This window comes from Calothrix sp. FACHB-168 (assembly GCF_963889195.1).
GTDB lineage: Bacteria > Cyanobacteriota > Cyanobacteriia > Cyanobacteriales > Nostocaceae > Aulosira > Aulosira anomala_A.
On record NZ_CAWPNJ010000029.1, the window covers coordinates 32,157 to 55,157 of the forward strand.

Annotated in this window: 15 protein-coding genes; 7 read left to right on the forward strand and 8 right to left on the reverse strand. The window is 41.9% G+C overall.

The window, feature by feature from the left end:
* Window positions 1–411: 411 nt before the first annotated feature.
* The 4 genes from AACW45_RS17930 to kdpB all read right to left on the reverse strand — a co-directional run bounded on the left by AACW45_RS17930 (window position 412) and on the right by kdpB (window position 4,845).
* Window positions 412–1,533, reverse strand: a complete 1,122-nt coding sequence (locus AACW45_RS17930; RefSeq protein ID WP_190633908.1) for a sensor protein KdpD — start codon at window positions 1,531–1,533, stop codon at window positions 412–414.
* Between the two features lie 18 nt (window positions 1,534–1,551).
* A complete protein-coding gene (kdpC, locus tag AACW45_RS17935) occupies window positions 1,552–2,169 on the reverse strand; it encodes a K(+)-transporting ATPase subunit C (protein WP_190633910.1) in 618 nt (205 codons plus the stop codon).
* Window positions 2,169–2,423 (reverse strand): potassium-transporting ATPase subunit F, encoded by a 255-nt coding sequence (locus AACW45_RS17940; protein ID WP_190633913.1) that lies wholly within the window; start codon window positions 2,421–2,423, stop codon window positions 2,169–2,171. The genes kdpC and AACW45_RS17940 overlap by 1 nt, the downstream gene beginning before the upstream one ends.
* A gap of 274 nt (window positions 2,424–2,697) precedes the next feature.
* A complete protein-coding gene (kdpB, locus tag AACW45_RS17945; protein ID WP_190633915.1) occupies window positions 2,698–4,845 on the reverse strand; it encodes a potassium-transporting ATPase subunit KdpB in 2,148 nt (715 codons plus the stop codon).
* A gap of 87 nt (window positions 4,846–4,932) precedes the next feature.
* On the opposite strand from kdpB, the gene AACW45_RS17950 reads away from it, so the two are divergent.
* On the forward strand, window positions 4,933–5,376 hold the full coding sequence (locus tag AACW45_RS17950) for a hypothetical protein (protein WP_190633917.1): 444 nt from the start codon (window positions 4,933–4,935) through the stop codon (window positions 5,374–5,376).
* Here the strand turns inward: AACW45_RS17950 and kdpA are convergent.
* Window positions 5,305–7,068: a potassium-transporting ATPase subunit KdpA gene (gene kdpA / locus AACW45_RS17955; protein WP_190633920.1), complete on the reverse strand. Its 1,764-nt coding sequence runs from the start codon at window positions 7,066–7,068 to the stop codon at window positions 5,305–5,307. The genes AACW45_RS17950 and kdpA overlap by 72 nt on opposite strands.
* Before the next feature lie 341 nt (window positions 7,069–7,409).
* On the opposite strand from kdpA, the gene AACW45_RS17960 reads away from it, so the two are divergent.
* Both AACW45_RS17960 and AACW45_RS17965 read left to right on the forward strand, forming a co-directional pair.
* Entirely contained in the window at window positions 7,410–8,492 is a 1,083-nt protein-coding gene (locus tag AACW45_RS17960) for a sensor histidine kinase (protein ID WP_190633922.1), read from the forward strand.
* Window positions 8,493–8,588: 96 nt separating this feature from the next.
* Complete coding sequence (locus tag AACW45_RS17965) at window positions 8,589–9,242, forward strand: response regulator transcription factor (RefSeq protein ID WP_190633924.1); 654 nt, start codon at window positions 8,589–8,591, stop codon at window positions 9,240–9,242.
* Between the two features lie 51 nt (window positions 9,243–9,293).
* Here the strand turns inward: AACW45_RS17965 and AACW45_RS17970 are convergent, their stop codons facing one another.
* The 3 genes from AACW45_RS17970 to AACW45_RS17980 all read right to left on the reverse strand — a co-directional run bounded on the left by AACW45_RS17970 (window position 9,294) and on the right by AACW45_RS17980 (window position 16,399).
* The gene (locus AACW45_RS17970; RefSeq protein WP_190633926.1) at window positions 9,294–9,668 is read right to left on the reverse strand and encodes a response regulator; all 375 of its coding nucleotides are present in this window, start codon (window positions 9,666–9,668) and stop codon (window positions 9,294–9,296) included.
* A complete protein-coding gene (locus AACW45_RS17975) occupies window positions 9,640–15,021 on the reverse strand; it encodes a response regulator (protein ID WP_190633927.1) in 5,382 nt (1,793 codons plus the stop codon). The genes AACW45_RS17970 and AACW45_RS17975 overlap by 29 nt, the downstream gene beginning before the upstream one ends.
* A 331-nt stretch (window positions 15,022–15,352) precedes the next feature.
* Window positions 15,353–16,399 carry a 1-acyl-sn-glycerol-3-phosphate acyltransferase gene (locus tag AACW45_RS17980; protein ID WP_190633930.1) on the reverse strand — a complete coding sequence of 349 codons (1,047 nt, stop codon included), beginning with the start codon at window positions 16,397–16,399 and terminating at the stop codon, window positions 15,353–15,355.
* Between the two features lie 807 nt (window positions 16,400–17,206).
* Between AACW45_RS17980 and AACW45_RS17985 the strand changes: the two genes are divergently transcribed.
* The 4 genes from AACW45_RS17985 (at window position 17,207) to AACW45_RS18000 (ending at window position 22,992) form a co-directional block, all read left to right on the forward strand.
* Window positions 17,207–17,713, forward strand: coding sequence for a tetratricopeptide repeat protein (locus AACW45_RS17985; protein WP_190633931.1), 507 nt, complete (start codon window positions 17,207–17,209; stop codon window positions 17,711–17,713).
* A gap of 353 nt (window positions 17,714–18,066) precedes the next feature.
* Window positions 18,067–20,805 (forward strand): CHAT domain-containing protein, encoded by a 2,739-nt coding sequence (locus tag AACW45_RS17990; RefSeq protein WP_190633933.1) that lies wholly within the window; start codon window positions 18,067–18,069, stop codon window positions 20,803–20,805.
* A 354-nt stretch (window positions 20,806–21,159) separates the two neighbouring features.
* Window positions 21,160–22,227, forward strand: coding sequence for a glycosyl hydrolase (locus tag AACW45_RS17995; protein WP_190633936.1), 1,068 nt, complete (start codon window positions 21,160–21,162; stop codon window positions 22,225–22,227).
* Between the two features lie 75 nt (window positions 22,228–22,302).
* Window positions 22,303–22,992 carry a hypothetical protein gene (locus AACW45_RS18000; RefSeq protein WP_242045716.1) on the forward strand — a complete coding sequence of 230 codons (690 nt, stop codon included), beginning with the start codon at window positions 22,303–22,305 and terminating at the stop codon, window positions 22,990–22,992.
* Window positions 22,993–23,001: the final 9 nt, after the last annotated feature.

The window sequence follows — 23,001 nt, forward strand, 5'->3', positions numbered from 1 at the left end:
TTAATTTACCTAACCAATACTCAGTAAGCCTACGCTACGCTAAGGGCAAGTAATCAATAAATTTATTATTTGTTAACAGTTGACGGTTGACGGTTGACTGTATTGATTATTGGTGCGTTGCGCTACGCGACAACACACCCTACTAGCGCGACAAGGCTAAAATAGTGCATTAATAAAACTCTTGTGGGATGGGCGTCTCGCCCGTCCTGGGCGGACAAGATGTCCACCCCACAGGAAAATTATCTTGCCACATTTTAAGCTAGACACGCCACTACATTTAATACTTTTAGGACTTACCCACACTCTCTGAACTCTTGGCGTTCTTGGCGTCTTGGCGGTTCCATAAATTAAGCTTTTTGGAAAATTTTGCGTAAGTCCTGACTTTAATTAATTACAAATTACGAATTAAAGTTACTTCTCTGTTGCAATAATATGCAAATCTATATTTTGTTTTCTAATTAACTCCATCAATCGCTGAGTAAAAGAACCTTTTAACCATCTTTTCCAACGCGGTTGTTGAGTTTCGCCAATGACAATTTGGGTGATGTGATACTTGGCTGCGACTTGGGCAATTTCTGGAGCTACATTGTAACTTTTAACATGTAAAAATTCGCCGCCAAATTCTTTACATAACTTTTCACAAGTATCAATATGTAAACTTTCTTTTTTGCTGAGGAAGCGCTCTGGATTGGCGATGAAAATAGCATAAAGTCGTCCATTCATGTAATTCGCAATCCGCGCACCTCGACGCAATAATTGCACGGAATTAGGATAAGTAGAGACACATACTAAAACTCGTTCGTGAATATTACAACTTTGTCCTTCTAAATGAGAAGTGTTGGCGTCATCTTCAACTGTATCTGCAACTTCTCTTAAGGCGAGTTCGCGCAAAGCTATTAAATTACGACGCTGAAAGAAGTTTTCTAGGGATTGCTGAATTTTTTCGGAGCCATAAATTTTCCCTTCACGCAAACGTTCTTCTAAGGTTTCGGGGGTGACATCAATGACGACAACGGCGTCAGCTTCATCTAATATTCTGTCGGGAATGCGTTCGCGCACAACAACGCCTGTAATTCTCGCGACTAAATCATTTAAACTTTCTAAATGCTGAATGTTGACGGTGGAGTAAACATCAATACCAGCATTTAAAATTTCTTCTACATCTTGGTAGCGTTTTTCTCTGAGAGAACCGGGTACATTTGTGTGTGCGAGTTCATCGACTAACACAAGTTGAGGCGATCGCTTTACAATGGCATCTGTATCCATTTCCTCTAAAGTCACCTTTTCTTGGATAGTGACTGTTTTGGGAATTATTTCTAAACCTAGCGCTTTCTCTGCTGTTTCTTTGCGTCCATGAGTTTCTAAAACACCGATAACAACATCAATCCCATCTTGCTTAAGCTGATGGGCTTCTTCTAACATTTTGTAGGTTTTACCGACGCCAGGAGCCATCCCGATGAAAATTTTATGTTTCCCGCGTCGGTGAGGACGAATATAAGCGCTGTCAGGTGAAATTGTCGAGTTATGAAACATTCATTAATTATTCCGCATTTAACTGGCAGATTTTAATGCATCTAAAGCGAGATTTAATTGCAAGACATTCACCCCAGGTTCGCCAAATATACCCAAAAAGCGACTGTCAGTATTTTGATTAATCAAAGTTTCTAACTGTTGGGGTGAAATTCCTCGCGCTTTGGCGATGCGGGTAATTTGCGCTTTAGCGGCTGCTGGGGTAATGTGGGGGTCAAGGCTAGAACCAGAGGTGTAAACTAAATCTGCGGTGGGTTGTATCCCTGCGGTTTTGAGTCGAGTGAAATCGCCATCTTTACCTTTGATGCGTTCTAGTAAGGCTGAATTGCTGGGAGCGAGATTACTAGCGCCAGAAACCCCAGTTTGGAGAATTTTCGCGTCATCTTGTTGAGGATTGGCGGTGCTGTAGCTGGTGGTGCTAGGGCGAGAGTTAAAATAGCGATCGCTCTTAAAGGGTTGACCTATTAAACTAGAACCGATAACCTGACCTTGGCTATTTGTAATTAAACTACCATTAGCTTGGGATGGAAAGACAATCTGCCCAATTGCGATCGTGAAAAATGGGTAGATAATGGCGCTAATAATCCACAATACAAGGGTAGAACGAATTGCTCTGCTAGCTTCTGTTGCTAAACTCATTAGAATTTCTCCGGTACAAACATGACAAAAAATAAATAGATGGAAAGGCTTAAGGTTGCTAATCCTAATAATCCTAAAGCCCAGGCTTGGGTGCGATCAAATTGTTCGCCTGTGGCTGCATATACGACAGGCGCAATTATTAGGTTAAAGCACATTCCTAAGAATAGGGATAAAGGCAGTTTTTGTTGACGCAAATCCGCGAATATTGCAGCGACATCTTCAATTATGTGGGTATAAGAGTTTTGAGTTTTCATAAATCAATAAAAAGAACGTCATCGTAGGGGCGGGGTCTCCCCGCCCTGTGCGACAATTGATATGTCACATTCATTAAATTGCACCGCATCGGTATTTGTAAGAAATGAACCGCAGAGACACAGAGAACACAGAGAAATGAGGATTTTAATTTGTTGCCGAAGTTGAGATAATTGGTATGATAATTTTTGATTCTCTCTGCGCCTCTGCGCCTCTGCGTGAGATTCTTTTTTTTAATGAACCGCCAAGACGCCAAGAGCGCCAAGAGAAGAGAGGTTAAGAGAAGGGGAGAATTACATCGATAAATTTGATGGCAATAAAAGGTGCAATAATACCACCTACACCATAGATAAATATGTTGCGTTTCAATAATTGATCCGCCGTTAAAGGACGAAACTTCACCCCTTTAAGTGCTAAGGGAATCAATACAGGAATAATCAAAGCGTTATAAATCAACGCCGAAATAATTGCTGATTGCGCACTTTTCAATCCCATAATATTTAATGCACCAATTCCTGCGGCGGCAAAGATTGTGGGGATAATAGCAAAGTATTTGGCGATATCATTCGCAATCGAAAAGGTGGTTAATGCGCCACGAGTAATCAACAATTGTTTGCCAATAGTCACTAAATCAATTAACTTAGTGGGATCTGAATCTAAGTCCACCATGTTAGCAGCTTCTTTGGCGGCTTGAGTCCCGGAGTTCATAGCTACACCGACGTTGGCTTGAGCTAATGCGGGTGCATCATTAGTGCCATCGCCTGTCATGGCGACTAGTTTACCTTGGGATTGTTCGCTACGAATGACGCTGATTTTGTCTTCTGGTGTAGCTTCGGCGATGAAGTCATCAACGCCGGCTTCTTGGGCAATCACACTTGCGGTGATGCGATTATCTCCGGTTAACATGATGGTGCGTACACCCATGCGGCGTAGTTGGTCGAATCTTTCCCGTAAACCTGGTTTTACAATATCTTTGAGATAGATAACGCCGAAAATTTGGTCATCTTGACACACGGCTAAGGGTGTACCGCCTAATCGGGAAACTCGCTCATAAGCTGCATCGACATCATCGGGAATTCTACCACCACGAGAACGCACAAAGCCTTTAATGGCATCGACTGCACCTTTACGCACTTGTTTACCATTGGGTAAATTCGTGCCACTCATGCGGGTTTTGGCGGAAAATTCTACACCTTCGGCTTGTTTACTATCAAAATCTACTACTATTCCAGCATTTTCGGCTAGTTTGACAATTGACCTGCCTTCTGGTGTTTCATCAAATATACTAGCTGCTAGGGCAACTCTGGCGACATCTGCAACGGTGTAACTATTCACTGGGATAAATTCATCAGCCATGCGATTTCCCAAGGTAATTGTACCTGTTTTATCTAGCACTAAGGCGTTGATGTCACCGCAAGCTTCTACTGCTCTGCCAGATGTGGCAATGACGTTAAATTGGGCGACTCTATCCATGCCAGCAATGCCAATTGCACTGAGTAAACCACCGATAGTTGTGGGTATTAAAGCTACCAACAGGGAAATTAAGATAGCAACGCTAGCACCTGCACGTAAACTGATGCCGGCTTCTGCGCCAAAGACAATCGTGATAAAGTTGGCGATGTAATTGACAAAGGGTGGCATGGTTGCCACGACAATTAAAAAGACTTGGGTGAGAACGGCTAATAATACGGTGAGGGCGATTTCGTTTGGTGTTTTGGTTCTTTCTGCACCTTCGACTAAAGAAATCATCCGGTCGATAAAGCCTTGACCGGGGTCGGCAGTAATGCGTATTGTTAATTCATCGGAGAGTAAGCGCGTTCCTCCCGTGACAGAACTAGCGATATCTGTACCTGGTTGCTTGAGTACAGGGGCAGATTCTCCTGTAATTGCCGATTCATCTACCGAACCGATACCTTGAATAACTTCGCCATCCGCCGGAATCATGTCATTGGCGATGACTTTGACTAAATCGTTACGGCGCAATTCTGTGGAATTAACTTGGATGATTGTACCATCGGGAAGAATTTTCCGCGCGATCGCATCGGAACGTGTTGACCTTAAAGAATCTGCTTGGGCTTTTCCTCTGCCTTCGGCGACTGCTTCGGCAAAGTTAGCAAAGACAACTGTGAAAAAGAGAATTAAGGTAATTAATCCATTTAACAACCGTTGCTGGTTGACATCTGCCTGTAATGTACCGAATAAATTGGGGTTGAGAGTGACGAGAAATGTCACAATTGTCCCTACCCAGACGACAAACATCACGGGATTCTTGACAGCAATCCGGGGATGGAGCTTGACAAATGACTCTTTAATTGATCTTTGATAAAGTCCCCGCATATCTGCTTTCGGCGTGTGTCTGCGGGAGTCACGAGTCCCCTGGGGAACGCGCGGCGGGCGGGGGGATGGGTGGGTGTTGGGGTTCATAGGGGGGAGTGTGGGGGACAGGGGGGACAAGGGGGACAAGGGAGACAAGGAAGCGGTGATTGGGGCATAAGGCGTGGTGAATTTATAATGTTTGTTGAGGCTTTTAGGGTGACGGTTGAGGTTTTGAACATGAACGTTGAGGTTTTGAACATGAACGTTGAGGTTTTGAACATGAACGTTGAGGTTTTGAACATGAACGTTGCAGTTTTGAACACGAACGTTGAGGTTTTGAACATGAACGTTGAGGTTTTGAACACGAACGTTGCAGTTTTGAACACGAACGTTGAGGTTTTGAACACGAACGTTGAGGTTTTGAACACGAACGTTGAGGTTTTGAACACGAACGTTGAGGTTTTGAACACGAACATTGCAGCTTTGATGCCGAAACTTGCAGCTTTGAGCTTGAATGTTGCACCTTCAATACCCAATGCCCAATGCCCCATGCCCCATGCCCAACACTTAATGCCCAATGCCCAATGCCCCATGCCCCATGCCCATATAAAATGCTTCACCAATGGGGCCGAATGCTAGAACGGGGAAGAATGTCAGCGCGCCGAGAATTAAAATTACGCCGGCGGTGACACCTGTAAATAATCCGGTGTCGGTGCGCAATGTACCGACGTTGAAAGGAACTTGTTGTTTACGAGATAAACTATCTGCAAGCAACAGCAAACCAATAACGGGGATGTAGCGCCCAGCAAGTAAACTGAAACAAGTACTGAGGTTCCACCACAAAGCGGTGACGGTGGTTTTTGCACCTGAAGCAATAGCTATGGGTGATGGTTGGGAATCGCCTAAACCTTCCAATCCCGAACCATTATTAGCCGCCGCCGAAGCGTATTCATAAATGACTTGGGCAAAACCGTGAAAGCCGGGGTTACTAATTCCTGTCAGTTGTTCGGGGAAGGCTAAGGTGATACCCGCAGGAATCATGATGGCGATGGGATGAACTAACAAAATCAGAAAACTTGCCAGCACCACCTCGCGCTTTTCGATTTTGCGTCCGAGAAATTCTGGCGTGCGCCCTACCATTAAACCTGTGACAAATACTGCCAAAATTAAGTAGGCAAATAAATAAGCTGTTCCCGTACCTTGTCCACCCCATATAATTTGCAAGAACATATTCGACAGGGTGACAAAACCGCCGTTAGGCATAAAGGAATCATGCATACTATTAACTGCACCAGTCATGGTTCCTGTGGTGGCTGTGGCAAATAATGCCGACTGCGCCCAACCAAATCGTACTTCCTTGCCTTCTAAATTCGGTTGTGTACTGCCTAAAATCCCATTGACTGCGGAATTTCCGTTATATTCCCCAACGGCGTTAACAATCACGAATATGAGGAAAAGTACGCTTACCATCCCGTAGACTAACCAAGCTTGTTTGCGGTTATTGGCAAACAAACCGTATGTATAAATCAGCGATGTGGGGATAGATAGCATCGCCACAATCTCAATTAAGTTTGTCAATGGGTTGGGATTTTCAAAAGGATGGGCTGAGTTGATAGCGAAAAAGCCGCCGCCGTTTTCTCCTAATTGTTTGATGATTTCAAAATGGGCAACCGGGCCGCGCGCGATCGCCTGACTTATATTAGAATCTTCTAAAGTAGGGAAAACAACAGGCCCCGCTAAAGTTTCCGGTACGCCAGCTGCCATCAAAACAATAGCGCCGACAATACAAATAGGTAATAAAATCCGCGTAATTGCCCGAATTAAATCTACATAGAAATTACCTAAAGGTCTACCAGTCAACCCACGAATAAAAGCAATCCCCACCGCCAACCCAGTCGCCGCCGAGGTGAACATGTGATAACCCAGTCCCCAAATTTGGCTACCATAGCTGAGGTAAGTTTCCCCGGAATAATGTTGCTGGTTGGTATTAGTAATAAAAGATATAGTTGTGTGTAATGCTGTGTCCCAAGTTGGCGCACCAATCTTAGTTGGGTTCAGGGGTAGCCATCCTTGATTAATCAGAATGAAAAATATTAGCAACCCCATCACTATATTGCTATACAAAATAGCTCTGGCGTACTGCCAACCTGTCATATTTTCTTTAGTGGGAACGCCAACTAAAGAATAAAGCAATCCTTCAACTGGATTGAGAATTGAATCGAGCCAAGTTCGCTGTTCTAAGAAAACCCGCGCTATATATCTACCAAAAATAGGAGTTATCGCCGCGACAATGAGTAGCGTTAATCCTATTTGTATCCATCCTTGTAACATGATGAGTTATCTCAATTGGTGATGCTGAATTTATCTGACAAACGAGATATATCTCTAGGACAAGGCAGTGCCTTGCCCCTACAATCTGCTGTATTTATTTAATTTCATCATCAATTAATTGAGTCACATATTCAATATACTTAAGATATAAAAACAGGTTTATTTTAGATATAGTCAAGCGTTTATTATTTCTATATCTAGCGTTTAGAGCGTTTAGATAGTTACCTAAACACCAAGATTAACAATGATTTCCCAATTTGAAACAAGAATGTGACAAATGGTAGGGGCATGGCACTGCCATGCCCTCTAGAATATATTGATGTGCCAATCCCCAATGCCCCATGCCCCATGCCCAATACCCCATGCCCAATAACTATCAAGCTAGTAGGTTTACAGTCATCTTGGGGCTATTTTTGACTGTCATATTGATGGAGTTTTCTACACCAACTGAATATGTATTTGGATATCTATATACAGGGCCCATATTATTAGCTAATTCCTGGTATGGCAGGATGGCTACCTTTTACACCACATTAATTGCAGTCGGCTTCACGATTTTAAATATTTTTTTGCCAGAACATGAAACAATAAAAGCATCGACTATTGCTAGTCGCGCGATCGCAGTTATGGCTTTGATTGTTACAGGTATATTAAGCGATCGCCTGCGTCGTTCTCAAGAAGCGATCGCGATCGCCCGTGCTAAACTAGAATCGCAAGCGGAATTAGTCAAAGTCCGCGAAGATTTTGCTTCGACAATCACCCATGATTTAAAAACCCCTTTGCTAGGTGCAATTGAAACCATCAAAGCCTTTCAACAAGAAAAATTTGGCTCTGTATCATCCACCCAGCAACAAGTTTTAGCGACAATGGCGCGCAGCCATCAAACTTCCCTACAACTGTTAGAAACTTTATTAGATATCTATCGCAACGATACGGAAGGTTTAAAACTCAACTTAGCCCCTGTAGATTTAACCAACTTAGCAGAAGATGCCGCTAGCAGTTTAATTGAATTAGCCGCCAATCGTCGCGTTCATTTAGCGGTGAGTTATGGCGATTCCGATTGGCGAAGCGCCTTATGGGTTCAAGGTGATGCTTTGCAACTACAGCGAGTATTTAATAATTTATTAGTCAATGCAATTAACCATTCCCGGCGCGGGGGAAGAGTAGAAGTAGTTTTAGAACCGCAAACTAATTACCAAGTTGTGAAAATTTTAGATACAGGCGCGGGAATTGAAACAGCAGAGTTACCTCATATCTTTGAAAGATTTTATCAAGGACATAGCAACCGTCAAGCCAAAGGTTCAGGCTTAGGACTTTATTTATCTCGCCAAATTATTACAGCTCACGGCGGTATAATTTGGGCAGAAAACAGAGTACCCACTGGTGCAATGTTTGCTTTCAAATTACCTGTTTACCCAATTTAGGGGCTAGGGAAGAGGAACAAGGGGCAGGGGGCAGGGGAGATAAATTATGAACTATTGACTATTGACTATTGACTATTGACTATTGACTATTGACAAATGATCAAAATTCTCCTGGTTGAAGATGACGAACTTTTTCGCTTAGGTTTGCGGGTGCGATTGCAACAAGAACCTGAGTTAGAGATTGTCGCGGAAGCTGAAGATGGGGAAACAGCTATTGAGTTAGTTAAGCAAACTCTTGTGGATGTGGTGCTGTTAGATGTAGGTTTACCGGGAATTGGTGGAATTGAAGCTTGTAGACAAATTAAACAGCAAAATCCTCTGTTACCGATTTTAGTCTTGACTTCCCATTCCCAAAAACCCTTAATTACACGCCTAATAGAAGCCGGCGCGCAAGGCTACTGTCTCAAAGGTATTGCGGCGGAAAAATTAGTTTTAGCACTGCGTTCTGTTGCGGCTGGTGCTTCTTGGTGGGATGCAACTGCAACTCAAGAAATTCGTTCTTCTTTAAGTTCTGAACCATCGGAGATAGAAGCACAAACAAAGCCTGTAAATCCCTTAACTGTACGCGAACAAGAAATTCTCACACTGTTAGCCGCAGGTAAAACCAATCAAGAAATAGCCCAGGAATTATATATTGCACCGGGAACAGTGCGGGTGCATATTCATGCTATTTTACAGAAATTAGAAGTAAGCGATCGCACTCAAGCCGTTCTCGTTGCCTTGCAAAAACGTTTAATTAAAAATGGTTAGTTGTCAGTTGTCAGTTGTCAGTTGTCAGTTGTCAGTTGTCAGTTGTCTCCTTCACCACCCCAAAGCCGTGGAAATTTGCCCTGCTAATTCTAGCGGATTGAATGGTTTTGCGATCGCAGTTGCCATGCCCATCTGTGCGTAGCGGCGACGATCTGCGGCTTGGATTTTGGCGGTTAATAAAATTACGGGGATGTTTTTTGTGGCGGGATTTGCTTGTAATTTTTCAAAGGTGGCGATTCCATCCATATCAGGCATCATCACATCGAGTAAAATTACATCTGGTTGCCAAGTTTCGGCTTTGATGATGCCTTCTTTACCTGAACTGACTGTCATCACTTCCCAAGCGGCGACGGTTTCTAGGCAAATTTTGGCAACTTCTTGAATATATTCTTCGTTATCAACCACGAGAATTCGCTTCTGTGTCATTGCTACCACCTTCTTGTTGATTCTTGGTCATTCTTTGAAGTAGCTCCATTACGCGGTGTTCAAATTCTTGGGTTGTCACTCTTCCTTTGGTTAAAAATTCTGTGTGTCCTAATTTGAGTCTATTACGTTCTGACTCGTCTAAATCTTTGGCTGAATACACTACTACAGGGGTGCTACAGAGTTGATTGTGTTTTTTTAACCAGTCTACTACGGCAAATCCATCGCTTTCTGGCAAAATTAGGTCAAGAATTAATAAATCGGGATTTACTTGCTGGCTGAGGTGAATGGCTTCTCTACCGGTTTGGGCGAGGAAGGTTTCAATGTCGTGTCGCTCCAATAAGGTAATTAGTAGTTGTGCTAAATCGCGATCGTCTTCGACAATTAGGATGCGCACTCGTTTGGAAGATTTCGCTACTACTTGTCTGAGTGATTGTAATAAGTAATTTTCGGGGACTGGTTTACTTACCCAATCAGCAAAGTCTACATTAGATTGACTGTTAACGCTGGGTTTGTAGACGCTACAAATTACAATCGGAATATCTTTGGTGTCTGGGCGTTCTTTTAATACTGCCATTGTTTCCCATCCATTCATCCCCGGCATTAATAAATCTAGTAAAATCACATCTGGATGTTGACTGGCGGCTAAAGCGATCGCTTCTTCGCCTGTAGTAACTGTTACCACTCGATAACCGCCTGTTTCTAGTAATTTTTGCAGTTCTTTACTAATGAAGGGATCGTCATCGCAAACTAAAACCAATGGTGCGTAATGATTTATCGCCTCTGAATGTTGATGTGGGGGGAATGTTTCGCTTGTTTCGGGCGATCGCTCTATGGGAATGGCAAAGTAAAATGTACTACCTTGCTCTAAGGTACTTTCCACCCAAATCTTCCCGCCATGCTGTTGCACGATGCTTTGGCAAATGGCTAAACCTAAGCCTGTACCGTCATGGTTGCGAGAATCGGAGGAATCAACTTGTTGAAAGCGCTCAAAGATACTATCTAGTTTATCTTCGGGTATGCCCCGCCCGGTATCTTTGACGGTGAACATCACTTCATTTTCTTCTTGGGTAGCTACTAACCATACCGTTGCGCCTGGGGGGGAAAATTTAATGGCGTTACTGAGTAAATTGGTGAGGGTTTGCACAATTCTGTCGGGATCGATCCACAACTCCAGAGATAAACTGGAAATCGACAATTTTACACCAGCGCGCTCGGCTAAGGGTTGCATAATATTTACTGCTGATTCAATCAAGTCTGCAATATTGCAGACTTCCCGCTCCATTTTCACTCTCCCAGATTCGATGCGCTCGATATCTAAGATGTCGTTAATTAAGCGAACTAAACGATCCGTGCTGTCGGTAGCAATTTGTAGCAGGCGTTTTCCTTGCTCAGATGTGGGTGGGAGTAAACCACTGGTGAGCATTCCCAGGGAACCGTGAATTGAAGTTAAGGGTGTACGCAGTTCGTGGCTGACAACGGAGACGAATTCATCCTTCATCCGTTCGATTTGCTTGCGCTCTGTAATATCCCTGAGAATTACTGTATAATATACTTCGTCTCCATGAGCTAACTTAGATATGGAAGCTTCCGCCGGAAATTCCGTACCATCCCGCCGCCTACCAAAGATTTCTCGCCGTTCTCCCATTCGCCGCGCTAAGTTGGGAGATGTACCAAAGTCTGCGACATGGTGACGATGGGCTTGAGCAAAGCGTAAGGGTAAGAGTAAATCTAGGGGTTGTCCGATCGCATCTTGGGCTGTATAGCCAAAAATTTTCTCGGCTCCTTGGTTAAATAAGGTGATTTTTTGCTGGGAATCGATGGAAATAATCGCATCGTCAGCAATATCTAAAATCCGCGCAAATTTGGCTTGGGAGATGCGCAATTGTTCTTGAATTTTTTGGCGTTCGTCTAATTCTGACTGTAATTTGCGATTTAAGCTAATTAACTCGGCGGTGCGTTCGGCGACGCGCAATTCTAATTCGCTGTTAGTTTTATGTAAGAATTCTTCAGTTTGTTTGTGTTTGGTAATATCCCGGACGATGAATTGAGAAGCATCTTGATTTTGGTAAGTACATGGAGCGGCGGCGATTTCTAGGGCGATCGCATTTCCATCTAACTGCACAAATTGCGCCTCATGTAAAGGTATTTCCTGTTTATATTCTTTCAACAAATGGAAACTTTCCCGCATTGCTTCTTGGGAATAGGGGTGAACAAAATCCAGAATTGGTTTACCAACTAATTCTGTCGGTGCTTTAGCGCCAAACATCTTGACTGCGGCACTATTGGCAAAGATAAAATAACCGTCCCGTTCAATAAAAATCGCTTCCGGGCACAATTCCACTAGCTGTTGATAGCTGCGCTGACTTTGTTGTAAAGCAATTTGCGCCAATTGGCGATCGCGTTGGTTGCGTAATGCCATAATCCCATAAGCTACGTCTGTGGCTAGTGCTTCGAGTAACTGCACTTCATCGCTATCAAAGGAATCTGGTTCAGCAGCGTAAATGAGCAATACCCCAAATGCTTGATTATCTGTAATTAATGGTAATGCGATCGCAGAAGCATAACCTTGTTTTGTCGCCTGACACCGCCACACTTCAAAATCGGGGTTTGTTAATATATTTTGAATAATCGTTGTCTGTCTAGTGCGAATCGCTGTACCTGCGGGGACTCTACCTTCAACTGTATCCGCCCAAGTTAGATTGAGCGATTGCAAATATCCAGCTTCATAACCAGCTTGAGCGACAGGGCAAATCGTTTTTTGGGCATCATCTTCCGCAAAACCCACCCAAGCCAAACGATAACCGCCCACCTCCACAATCATTTGGCAAATTCTTTGCAGCAGTTCTAATTCATCTTTGGCACGTACCAGCACTTGCGAGCAATTAGTCAAAGCCTGTAACGTGCGATTTACCCGACGAATTTCTGTCTCAGCTTTTCTATATTCTGTAATGTCGCGGGTAATTGCCAGATTTAGCATTTCTCCCGCGACTTCGCATTTACCCTCAGTTTCGCAAGGTAAAGGTACACCGTGAGTTTCCATCCAGCGCCGATTACCTTTACAAGTAACGATCTCAAATTGCAGAGTCCCTTTATTACCTTGACAAATACTGTGATGAAATGAGCGAAATGCTACTGCATATTCTGGAGCTAACAGCGAATACACTGATTTACCAATCAACGCTTCACTGCTTTCCGCCTCCAGCATCAAAATTCCCGCCGGGTTGATTTCCAACAAAGTCCCATCAACCGCAATAATTTTGACACATTCTGGCTCCGCTTCAAAAATTGCCTGCCAGCGATTATCTGGTTTGGGATGAGATAAGGCAGAAGGAATTTCTTCTACTTCTGAGTGACTGCGGCTCTCTTCAACTGCGCTCAGGGTGTGCCCCTTACCTAAAACCTCCCTCCTACCTTCACGCAATTCTTCCCTTCTGCCATCTACCTCCTGCACACTGAGCGAAGTCGAAGTGTGCCTTCTGCCTTCATCAAAACTTCGGCTATTCGTTACCCGACGCAACAATTTAATCCGCTCTAGGCGATTGAGAATCCGCGTTACCAATTCTGGCCCTACAATTGGCTTACGAACAAAATCATCAGCCCCAACACTAAATACTTGGTTGACGATTTCCGCATCGCTGTGAACTGTCAGGAATAATATCGGTAATTCGCTCCATCGGGAATCGTTGCGCACGACTTTGCAGATTTCAATGCCATTGGTGTGCGGCATTTGTACATCCAGAATCAGCAAATCGGGGGATACTGTTTGTAATGTTGTCCAAAATTGTCGGGGATCTTCCAAACCGATGACTTTTAAACCCCAAGGACTAAGTAAAGTTTGTAACAATGCCAAAATTTTGGGATCGTCATCTACGGCTAAAATTTTCGCTTCTGTCAGGGGCGCTTGTTGCAATACTTGGGTAATTGCTTCTAACACCTGCGCCGCCGGCATGGGCTTTTGCAAAAAGGTGTGTCCGCCGTTGCGTGCTAGTTGCAAGCGGTTACTAAAATCGCTCTGCTCGGTCAAAACTAGCACTGGTATGGGCGGCTGCTGGCGAGAAAGTTCTGCGAGTAAATTCAAACTTGCTTCTTGATTCGCAGACACGCTAGGGTCGAGTAGTACAACGCTGGGGCGATCGCGGTAAATTATATGTTGAGCATTCTCGATATTAGTGGTGTTGGTAAATTTCACATTGCTGTTAGCAGATTCTGCTGTGAGATTTGCCACTAAAGACTGTTCTTTATCCACCACTAACACTAATGCCCTATCATCCGCCGTTGTTGCTGCTTCGGGTTCTGTTTCCTGCTGTTTACTCTCAATTTCTTGGCGTAATTGCTGTACCCAAGTTTTTAATTTACTTGTATCTGATTGAGTTAAGGTTTTATCAGATTTCAGCAGTTGTTCAATTTTCCGCGCTAACTTGGAACCTAAAGGTAAACCAAAGGTAGCTAAGGAACCTGCTAAAGTATGGGCTTCTTGGGTAGCTTGCTGACGTAATTCTGGACTTAAAGATTTGTAGTTAACAGCTGCTGCTTGCTCTATTACTCCCACCTGTTCCCTAACTCTTTCTTGGAAGCGTTGCCAAATTTCGGCGACGGCGGCGATTGTTTGTTGCTGTGTTTTTTGGCTGGGTTGGTTGGCTTTGCTACGTTCTAATTCGCTTTTATAAGGTTCCTCAACCGCTTGGGGTTTGAGACGATAGCCAATTCCATACACTGTTTCCACAAAATCGCTAGGCGCTCCCGCATTGCGTAATTTCATCCGCAAACCTTTAATGTGGGTACGTACAGCTTCTTCCCCTGGTGTATCTTCATAAGACCAGAGATGTTCTAAAATCATCCCACAACTAAATACGCGGCGGTTATTGCGCAAGAATAATTCTAACAGGGCGTATTCTTTGGGAGTTAATGACAGCAACTCGCCATTATAACTAACTTCACAACTACTAGGATCTAGGTGTAAATTCCCCCATTCCAATACTGGTTGAGTGGTTTTTCCGCCACGACGCAATAAAGCACGAACCCGCGCGACTAATTCTTCTTGATCGAATGGTTTAACTACATAGTCATCTGCACCCGCATCTAGCCCAATTGCTTTTTCATGGCTGCTATCGCACCCTGTCAATAATAAGACTGGCATTTGTAAGCCACGGGAACGGATATGGCGGCAAAGACTTATACCATCTAGTTTCGGCAGCAGGACATCTAATAAAATTAAATCGTAATCGTAAGTTTCGATTAAATCCTTACCAGCAATACCATCACTTGCTAGTTCGACTGCATAGTTTTGGGTATTGAGAATTTCTCTGAGTACTGCTGCGAGTAACTCGTCATCCTCGACAACTAAAATTTTCATATCAAACAATCGCTTAATATTGAGTGAAGTTTATAGATAACGAGCAGTAAAACCTTAAATTAAAATAAAAATTGCTGGTAATAATTTTTGACTTAAATGCATGTTAAATTATAAATCTTTAAATTTTGACTTAATTTTAACAAATATCAATATTGTTACAAGTCTGGGGAATATGAGGACTAGTAACAGGTTAATTTTAGACTATTTATTTGTGAAGCTGCATACAACACACCTTTCTTGAAGGCAAAGGGAGGCTAAGGTTAGCGCATAGGTATGCAGAGTTTTTTGAGTTCTCTAAAATAATTAAGGAAATCTTTAGATTAGAGCAGAATCAAGATGACTGATGATTTAGCAACTGATTGATTTGAATTTGTAATTTCTCCCGGAGTTTTTGCGCTTGTTGATATAGGTTTGTGCGCTTTGTATGGGAATTAGCAAATTTATCTGTGGTTGCTAACGGTTCTAATGGTTGAATAAAGTAACGCAAGCGAGTTTTCATTGCCCATACACCCATTGAAGGAAAAAGAATTAATAGCAGCATCAATGGGGATAAAGGTAAAAATGGTAATTTAAATAAACGTTGCAATTTTTGCCAATTTATTGTGAAAGGATGTAAATATTCGTTACCAACACACAAGACTGGGAGAATGGGTACTTGATAGCGATCGCTCAATTGCATAAAACTAACATCAAATTTCTGCAATTGATAGCGTCTGCGCCAACCTTTTAATGGCCCCCGTAACCCTTCTGGTGCATACAGCAGGATTTTTCGTTGCTGTATCGCTGTTTCAAAAGCTTTAAATTCAGCGCGAACCCCTCCTAATACATTAGACCAACCAGCCGGTAACCACCAAACCATCCAAGGATGCTCAAATAAGGATACTCCTGCTAGGGGTTGTACTGTCCATCCTCGCTCTTGACTTAGTAATTCTGCTAAGGTTAAAAAATCCCAGGGAAAACTCATTCCTGCATGGTTCATCGTCACAATTAACGGCCCTGTTTGCGGTAAGTTTTCTAGTTGTTTTAACTCCCCTTGAAAATAATATTTCACAATCGGAGTCAGCACTTCTTTACTAAAGGCTTTTTGATATTGGGGGTCAAATTCATCAATTTCTTGTTTTGGTGCGCGACAACCTAAACGCAGCCAACGGATTAACAGCGCTAGATAAAATCCCCCAGGTAATAAAAATAAGATATATTCCAGCCAATTCCAGCCTTCTGGGTCTTGATGGTAATGTTGCCAATGACGGTTAAATAATATTAGCCAGCCTGGAGGATACCAGAGGCAAAACCAATCAAACCAGCTAAATTTATAGCCATTATCTGTGGCGATTTCTAGCGGTAAATTCAGTAAATTCTCAGAGCTTTGATTGGTCACAATAACTGGATATTTTATATATTACTTTACTTATTTATCTATTATATAACACCAATTTTTTTGACCAGAATATCAGCACTAAGTTAGAGATTTATATGTTGGGCATTGGGCATGGGGCATGGGGCATTGGGGGAGCCTGTTGATACCAAAGCGGGGCTACAGCCAAATTTCCCTTGATGATAAAGTGTAGAGATAAAATTAGCATTGGCGCGTGGGCATGAGCTAGCAAGGGAATTAATTATATATATAGGCAAATTTATCGCAATTAGCTTGTTTATCAATTGTGGTGCTTGTACAAGATTTCTATACTTGATTTACAATTCGTATACTTGATTTAGCAATTAGAAAACTTGATTTACGATTCATTTACTTGATTTACGAATTAGAAAACTTGATTTACGATTCGTATACTTGATTTAGCAATTAGAAAACTTGATTTACGATTCATTTACTTGATTTACAAGTCGCGAAACTGAATTTGCAGTGCGATCGCGATATCGCAATTTATCACCCAAAATTCTTAAATAAAAATGAAATTACCTAATTGTAAAGTTTTTACCCAAGTATTAATACTGAATTTTTGCATTTTTATTAAACAGCTATTTTTCTCAATACCACGATAAATCATCATTGATAGTCTACGTAAACATACTTAATTTGTATAAGTTAGTCTATTTAGCGCTAGTTGCAAGCTACAAGCGAGGGAAATTTTTGCATAACCTCCAGAAACCCAGAGATATATAGGGGTGAAGCAAGCAAATTAACTTTGGAACTAGTTAAAAACTTAGTACTTTAGGAGAAATAGCAATGAAAGTGTTAAAATTTGCCGTCGCCGTAATTGCCTTAGCAACATTAACTCAAGCTCCCAAAGCTGAAGCCACAAGCTTATTCAACAATTCCCAAACAGCAGCAGCAAAATTCATCGCACAAGTACCAGCAGAAAATAACGCTGAAGCTTCCCTCAAACGGGGAATTGAACGTTTAGATAAAGAAGACTATCAAGGTGCTGCAACGGAATTTAGTAATGTTTTGAAAATTGAACCGAACAATATTTATGCTTATGTTGGTAGAGGTGCGGCGAGGATGTATCTCAACGAATACCAATTAGCAAAATCTGATTTTGACAGTGCTTTAAAGATTACGCCTGATATTTCTTTAGCTTACTATTTTCGCGGTTTTACCAATTTGGCATTAAAAGATAAAGCAGGCGCACTTGCTGATTTACGCCAAGCATCTACTTTATTTAAACAAGAAAATAAATTAGATTTGGCGCAAAAGGCTGATAACGCCATTAAAGAAATTGAAGCTAGCTAAGACATTGCATAATGCTGATGGCTGAAATCACAACCGGGTTGTTCAAAGTTGATGACAAACCCGGTTTCTTTTATGCTTTAAAAGCTACTGGAAAACTTACACCAATTTGAAAAAAGAATGCAACAGATATAGGATTCATATTTGATTTTTGAAATATACGTAGGGTGCGTTATGCCGGAGGCTAACGCACCGTCCGAAGGCTTTGGTGCGTTACGCTACGCGATAACACACCCTACAAATACATAGATTTTTTCAGAAATCAAATCGGATTCCTATACACAACCTCAACGCCTTGTTATGTCTGGATTCTTAATTTTGAATTTTGAATTTTGAATTTTGAATTGGTATTACCCATGAATTGCTACCGGAAATATATTGTTGTTGCGACTGTAGTTTTTTCCCTAGTTTCATCACCTGTGTTTCTTCCTCTGTCTGGTTCTGTTTTTCTAGCGCAAGCACAAACAACACAAAAAGAAATCGCCGAGCAAATATTGCAACTTTACCAAAAAGCTACACAACTTTATAAACAAGGACAATTTACAGAAGCATTAAAAACCTTACAGCAAGTTTTAGCTTTGATGAAAGAACTTGGCTTAGAAAAGGAACAAGGGACAATTCTCAATAATATTGGCTTAATGTATAGCAATTTGGGTCAGTATAATCAAGCTATTGCAGCTTACGAGCAAGCTTTAACTATTACTAAAAAAAATGGTGACACAGCCGCACAAGCGCCAATTTTTAATAATATTGGAGATATTTACCGCCAGCAAGGACAGTATACCAAAGCTTTAGAATTTTATCAGCAAGCTTTAGCAATTCACAAACAATTTAATAATCAAGTGGGGCAAGGAATCAGTCTCAATAATATTGGTGTTGTTTACCGCAATTTAGGAAAATATGCACAAGCACTGGAATTTTATCAGCAAGCTTTAGCTATTTACCAAAAAATCAATAATCAAGCCGAAATAGGAACAACTCTCAACAACATTGGCTTAGTTTATGACAGTATGGGACAGTATACTAAAGCCTTGGAATTTTATCAGCAAGCTTTAACTATTCACAAAAAGCTTGGTAATCAAGTTGGTGAAAGTTCAGTTCTGAATAATCTTGGTTTGGTATATGACAATTTGGGAAAGTATGCCCAAGCCTTAGAATTTTATCAGCAAGCTTTAGCGATTAACCAAAAAATCGGTGACAAAGCGGGAGAAGCATTAAATTACAACAATATTGGTGGAGTTTACCGACTTTTAGGACAGTATGCCAAAGCTTTAAAATTTTATCAGCAATCTTTAGCGATCGCCAAAAACATTGGTGATAAACCAGGAGAAGCGAGAACCATTGATAATATGGGGGCGATTTACCGCCTTTCACAGCAGTATCCTCAAGCTTTAGCAGCCTATGAGCAAGCTTTAGCTATTCGCAGAGAAATCGGTGATAAACCTGGGGAAGGAATAACTCTGCATAATACTGCTTTATTGTATGAGGATTTGGGACAATATCCCCAAGCATTGGATTTATATCAAAAATCTCTAGCGATTGCCAAAGAACTTGGCGATAAAGGAGGTGAAGGTACAACTATTGACAATATAGGCTCAATTTACTATAAATTAGCAAAATATCCCCAAGCATTACAATTTGCGCAGCAAGGTTTAGCCATTCGTCAACAAGTTGGCGACAAACCAGGACAAGCAATTAGTCTGAATAATATTGGCCTACTTTACCTCGAATTAGGCGAGTATGCCAATGCAGAAAAGAATCTATTCGCTGCAATTGATATTTTAGAGTCGTTACGCCCTGGTTTAACTGATGCGGATAAAGTATCGTTTTTTGAACAACAAGCTTTTACTTACCGCTTCCTACAACAAGCATTAATTGCCCAGAATAAAATTAATTCTGCCTTAGAAGTGAGCGATCGCGCTAGAGCTAGAGCCTTTATTGAGTTACTAGCCGCTAAACAATCAGAGACAGCAAACCCGCAGTTAGATATCAAACACCTAACAATCCAGCAAATTCAAAATATCGCTAAAGTTGAGAATGCAACTATAGTTCAATATTCAATCATCGATGATAAATTACTTTATATTTGGCTAATCAAACCTACAGGTGAAATTACCTTTAAGCCAGTTGATTTATCAAAAGCTACTGATACTCCTCTCTCACAACTTGTGACTATGAGCCGTAAAGCTATGGGAGTATTAGAGCGTGGTATTTTTCAACCCCAATCTAGCCTACAACCTAATCCAACTCAGCAGTTACAAAAACTCTACCAAATATTAATTAAACCAATTGCCCAAGATTTACCAACAGATGCTAACGCCCGCGTTATCTTTGTTCCTCAAGAATCGCTATTTGTAGTACCTTTTGCCGCACTACAAGATGAACAAGGCAAGTATTTAATCGATAAACACACTATTTTAACTGCACCAGCTATTCAAGTTTTAGAATTAACCCGCAAGCAAAAACAAAACCTCAACAAATCTCTGAAAGATGTGCTGGTTGTTGGGAATCCGATGATGCCAACAATTCCCATTACAGATGAAAAATTAATACCGCTTCCAGGTGCAGAAAAAGAAGCAAAGCAAATCGCCGCATTATTGAAAACCCAAGCGATTATTGGGAATAAAGCCACAGAAACAGCCATTGTGAGCAAGATGAAGCAAGCTAGGATAATTCATTTTGCGACTCATGGCTTACTCGATGATTTTAAAGGATTAGGCGTACCTGGAGCGATCGCTCTCACAGCCAGCAATCAAGATGACGGCTTTCTCACCAGTAGCGAAATCCTTGATATGAAACTCAATGCTGAACTTGTAGTTCTCAGCGCTTGTAACACTGCCGGCGGAAACATTACAGGCGATGGTGTCATCGGTTTATCCCGTTCTTTAATTACTGCTGGCGTACCCAGTGTCATTGTCTCCCTGTGGGCTGTAAATGATGATTCTACCGCCTTTTTAATGAGCGAATTTTATCGCCAACTCCAGAAAAATCCCGATAAAGCTGTGGCGTTACGTCAAGCAATACTGACTACCAAAAAACAATATTCCCATCCTTTCGATTGGGCTGCATTTACCCTAATTGGTGAAGCAGATTAATCTACGCCTCACTTTTGGGTGCGGCTAATCGAACACAGCCCACAAAGGTGGGTTTTGTAGCAAGCTTTTTCACCTGTCTTGTTGCCGCGATTGATTGTGCTTTGGCTACTCGTTTATTGGGCGTTGCTGATTGATGGGATGATTTTTGTCTCACGCAGAGGCGCAGAGGCGCAGAGAGTAAGAGTTTGAAAAATCAAATTTTGAATTTTCATCCCTTTATTCAGCAATGCCAAATTTCCTAGTTGTTTTATTTGAAAGTTTGAGAGATATTGCTGTTTATGGTGCTTGATTAAATCTGCTTTGATTTTTTGGATCTTCCCAAGAGAGTGTCAATTTGCAAGTGAAATTTTAAATATGAATCACCCAAAAACCTCAAATCATCAACCAGGATTGATTTTAACGCCTGGAGCGCAAGGCTGGTGGGATTCTGAACGAGTTTCGTCGCCACAGGTATTACAATGTCCCGATGGAACTTGGAAGATGTGGTACTACGGTCGAGATGCGTCCTTTGATCGGCAAATTAATTTACCCACTGGTCGCTGTGGTTTAGCGATTTCTGCTGATGGAATTCATTGGCAACGCGTCCAGGGATTATTAACTATGGGGGCTGTCTTTGAGCCTCACCCAGATCCTAGCCGATTTGACTCAGCCCATGTTGGTGTAAGCAATGTTTATTTTCACAATGGTCTTTATTGGATGTGGTATTTCGGTGGTAACCACACAGTTGTTGAGATGGGAGGCTTTAAAGCTAAAGGGTTAAATATGCGCCCTGGTTGTGCTATCTCTCGTGATGGCATAAATTGGGTACGTTTGGAAGGTAGTTATCAAGGAGCTTTTCTCGATTTAGGACAGGAAGGGGAGTTTGATAGCTTATTTTGCGCCTGGCCACAAGTCTTGCCTGATGATGATGGCACCTGGAAATTGTACTACCATACCTTAAATCAAAAAAGAGAATTCTTAGTCGGTTTAGCTGTGTCTAATGATGGTTTTCATTGGGAAAAAGTCGGTCAAATTTTAGGGCCTGGTGAATCTGGAAGTTTTGATGAGAGAGGCATTGGTACGCGCCATGTTCTGAAAATAAACGGACAGTACGTCATGTTCTACGAAGGTGTTAACAGCAATGGTTATCACTCCATCGGTCTAGCTGTCTCTGACGATGGGATTCATTGGCAAAAACATCAAGGGCAGCAAGTTGGAGGTTCGATCTTTTCCCATGCTCAAAAGGGTTCTGGTCGTTGGGATGCACGGGCAGTAGGCACACCTTGTGTAGTAGCAATGGATGATGGCAGTTTCCGTATGTACTACATTGGCGCAAATGAAGGTGGTCACGATGAACTATCTTCACAACACCAAATTGGTTTAGCTGTGAGTGCCGGAACAGATTTTAGCCAGTGGCATCGTTGGGGTTTCACGTTAAGTTGACACCAATGAACATTGCCATGCCCCTACTCATAAATTATTGCAACATTGGCAATTATTGCGATCGCCATAATCTTTATGTTTAAGCGCATTGATGTGCGGTTAAGTTTAGGATTATGTGCAGCAGGTTTGTTTTTAATCGCAGGTAAATTACCGCAACTTTTCGTCACAATTAGTCAACAAATGACAAATGAAAAGACGGTAGTTCCCATCTGTACAGCGATGGGGTTTGCCTATGTTTTAAAATTAACAGAATGCGATCGCCACTTGACGCACTTATTACTAGCACCTTTGCGTCAGGGAAAATGGTTGTTAATTCCTGGGGGAATTATTGCGGCTTACATTGTGAATATGGCACTCATTAGTCAGTCAAGCACCGCCGCAATTGTGGGAACCGTATTATTACCTTTGCTACAAGCAGCAGGAATCGCCCCAGTTATCGGCGGTTCGCTGTTATTGCTAGGTTCCTCAATGGGTGGCGAGTTATTCAACTCAGGCGCAGTAGAAATCATCAAGCTGGCGGATTTGACAAAACAATCAAACACAACAATTGTGGCGCGGGTGTTACCTGTGAATCTTTTGGCAAGTATTACCGCCTTAATTGTATTTTGCATCTTGGTTTTCATCTTGTCTAAAAAAACAGCAGGCGAAATATCACCCGCAACTTCCAGCGATGCCAATATGGAAGAATTAGATAAACTCTTTCGGGTAAATATCATTGCCCTTATATTTCAAAAATCAAGAAATAATCCTAAATTTTCAGATTGACATTTATAA